Source organism: Mesobacterium hydrothermale (genome assembly GCF_035818635.1).
Lineage (GTDB): Bacteria > Pseudomonadota > Alphaproteobacteria > Rhodobacterales > Rhodobacteraceae > Mesobacterium_A > Mesobacterium_A hydrothermale.
Genome location: NZ_JAYLLH010000067.1, coordinates 1 through 2,894 on the forward strand (window position 1 = coordinate 1; position 2,894 = coordinate 2,894).

The 2,894-nt window shown below is 58.8% G+C and carries 3 protein-coding genes and 2 pseudogenes; 3 read left to right on the forward strand and 2 right to left on the reverse strand.

What is annotated here, in order from left to right:
* Positions 1 to 505: IS6 family transposase (locus VK792_RS19410; RefSeq protein ID WP_326299566.1), on the forward strand; the 505-nt coding region annotated here is incomplete at its 5' end.
* Positions 506 to 561: 56 nt separating this feature from the next.
* On the opposite strand, the pseudogene VK792_RS19415 reads toward VK792_RS19410, so the two are convergent.
* Positions 562 to 1,062, reverse strand: a pseudogene (locus tag VK792_RS19415) (IS6 family transposase); the annotation flags it as partial.
* A 27-nt stretch (positions 1,063 to 1,089) separates the two neighbouring features.
* Between VK792_RS19415 and VK792_RS19420 the strand changes: the two are divergent.
* Positions 1,090 to 1,455 carry a hypothetical protein gene (locus VK792_RS19420; protein ID WP_326299568.1) on the forward strand — a complete coding sequence of 122 codons (366 nt, stop codon included), beginning with the start codon at positions 1,090 to 1,092 and terminating at the stop codon, positions 1,453 to 1,455.
* Positions 1,456 to 1,670: 215 nt separating this feature from the next.
* On the opposite strand, the pseudogene VK792_RS19425 reads toward VK792_RS19420, so the two are convergent.
* A pseudogene (locus VK792_RS19425) lies at positions 1,671 to 1,892 on the reverse strand (DUF736 family protein); the annotation flags it as partial.
* Between the two features lie 257 nt (positions 1,893 to 2,149).
* On the opposite strand from VK792_RS19425, the gene VK792_RS19430 reads away from it, so the two are divergent.
* A complete protein-coding gene (locus tag VK792_RS19430) occupies positions 2,150 to 2,731 on the forward strand; it encodes a plasmid pRiA4b ORF-3 family protein (protein ID WP_326299570.1) in 582 nt (193 codons plus the stop codon).
* The last annotated feature ends 163 nt before the right edge of the window (positions 2,732 to 2,894 follow it).

A 2,894-nucleotide genomic window follows, 5' to 3' on the forward strand; every position in this document is an offset into this window, starting at 1 on the left:
GCGCCGGGCGAGCGTCGATTGGCATGTGGACGAGACCTATATCCGCGTCGGCGGCAAGTGGCGCTACCTCTGGCGCGCCATAGATGCAAACGGCCAGATGATCGATTTCCGCCTCACTGCGCGACGGGACGCGAAGGCGGCCAAAGCCTTTCTCAACAAGGCGATCGAGCGTGTCCGTCTGCACCGGCCTGTCACAATCTGCACTGACAAGGCGCAGGCCTACAGGCGCGTCATCCGCGAGATCAACCACCGCTATGATCCGCATTTTGACAGCATCCGGCACATCGATCGAAAATGGCGTAACAACCGGATCGAAAGCGACCATGCGGCAATGAAGCGGCTGCTGGGGTATCGCCAAAGTTTCCGGTCACTCCGATCGGCCAAGGCGACCCTCAGCGGTCTCGAGACAATCCGGACCATCAAACGCGGCCACATCCACGACAAACAACCAGGTGTCCTTGGCGAGATCGCGTTTATCGGTGGCCTCTTCACCGCCACCACATGACATCTGGAGACGAAAGAGCTTACGACTCAACTCATCCGATTAACGCAACAGTCCCCGGCGCGGTTGTTCAGCCCTTTGTGTTGGCGATGTTCGATCCCGGGGGCTATATCTGCCTTCGCGGCACCGTAAGACCGCAACTTGTCGGTGATGAGCACGCGCGGTTGGCCCCAGGCTTTGAACAGTTTTCGGAAAAAGCGCATCGCGGCCGCCTTGTTCCGGCGGGACTGGACCAGGATGTCCAGAACGTCACCGTTGGAATCGACAGCCCGCCAAAGCCAATGTTTGCGGCCCTTGATCGGCACCACGACCTCGTCGAGATGCCATTTGTCGGCCGGGCGCGGCCGATCCCGTCGGACCTTCGTGGCGAACTGGATGCCAAAGCGTGCCACCCAGTCCCGGATCGTCTCATGGGAAACCGCTATGCCCCGTGAAGCCAGGAGATCTTCTACGTCGCGCAGGCTGAGGGCAAACCGGTGATACGCCCAAACCGCATAGCCGATCACCGAGCGCGGAAAACGAAACCCCTTTAGACGGGAAAGATCAGACAAATTCAACATGGAACGGCGCTACACCGCTATCTGACCGTGAACAACCTGACAATGCCTTGGGAACAGGTGCCGCCTCGTCCACGCGAGACGCTTGCTTCATTGTCCTTCGGTTTCAGCAGGCGACTTGGAACCACGACAATTCCACCGAGGGCGATCCATCGTTTTCTCAAAGATGGAAAGTACCGATGGAGCTTCGAAACGGGCGAAGGCGTGCCTGGGGATCGTTCCATCGCAGACGGATCCGCGCGTCCATTGATCGACCTCGGATTGCTTGCAGAAGACCCAAACTGCGCAAATCGCTTCGAGCTGACTTCTGCCGGAGTCGAGCTTTGCCAAGACTATTGGCGACGTTCCGATGCCGATAATCCGACACTGCCCAAGATCAGCTTGCGACCCATGTGACGTCATCTACGTCGCCAACGAAAGCGCTCAGTGTCCGCGAGAATTCTCCGGCACTCCTGGAACGGCGTCTCTGGTCCCAAAAAGCGAAGCTGTTGGGACCATCACATCAGGCCGGGGACTGCGGCCCATTTGGGGATGACCGGATTTAGGTCGAGACCTTCCAATCGCCTCGACGCGAGGTAAAGCCAGACCGCCGGAGCGGTCTGGCCGTTGGCTTAGGCGGCGTCTTTCGGGCCCCAGGGGATGACGGCCTGCAGGGACAGATCGTCCTGGTTGGCGGCCTTGCCGAGGTTTGCGTTGAAGCCGTGGTCGCGGATGGTCAGCGTGTAGTAGTCGGCGCCGGTCTCCCTGTTCTGCTTCTTCCAGATGCCACCGCACTCGACCAGCTTGCCGCGCGGGGAACGGCCGAGGACGCGGTGCGTGGGGGCCATCGGGTTACCGAATGGCCGAGATGAAGCGTTGCCACGACCATGCGACGGCTGGTCGGGATGGCTCCGGAGGAGACTGCCCGGCCAGCAGCACGTCGCAGGGAGAGGCGGCGTTTCAGCTCGGGGAGGGCGGCTGCCTGCAGCCGACCGAGTAGGGCGCGGTCCTGACCAAAGGGCAGGAGGGGCCAATGTTCCCCTTGAATGCTTCAACTTAAGGATCAAAAATTACTTCAACGGCAGGGGCATTGAGACAGGCGGGACACACTTTGATTGAGCTGAAAATCGAACTTGTTGGCATCAAACCACCCATTTGGCGCCGTATCCTCGTGCCGAATGACATCAGCTTGGACATCCTGCATTCCGTTCTCCAGGGCGCTATGCCTTGGCAAGACTATCATCTGCATGAGTTCGAGATTGGCGAAGACAGGTTCGAGGCCCGCGACGAAAGTGACGATAGCTGGGATCCAAACGATGGCCGGCGGGACGAGAAGAGGTTTACCCTTGGAAAGCTGGTCAAGAAAGGCAGTCAGTTCACATACACTTATGATTTCGGCGATGGCTGGCGGCATCTCGTCACCGTTGAGAAGATTAGCAAACCAACCGGAAGACCAGATCTGGACTTTCCCGCCTGTGTTGACGGAGAGCGAGCCTGCCCGCCAGAGGATAGTGGCGGGCCCTATTCTTACGAAGAATTTCTCGACGCGCTGACCGACAAACACCACCCGGAACATCGCGATACAAAGCAATGGGCGGGCGCGTTCGAACCGGAAGTGTTCAGCGTGCAGCAAGCCAATGCTGCCGTTGGTGCGATGTTTGTGTGGGCAAAAGAACGCCACAATCGAAAGTGAAACCTGACTTTGGTTTGGCGCAACGGCTTCGACATGGGCACAACGCGCCAACTTTTCGATCCGGATGGTCGAGCGTCTCCTCTGCCAATCTAGTGGATTGATCGCGACAAACGAGTCCGAATTGGGATTCCCATTTGGTGCTGGCCGTGCGAGTCATGCTGAT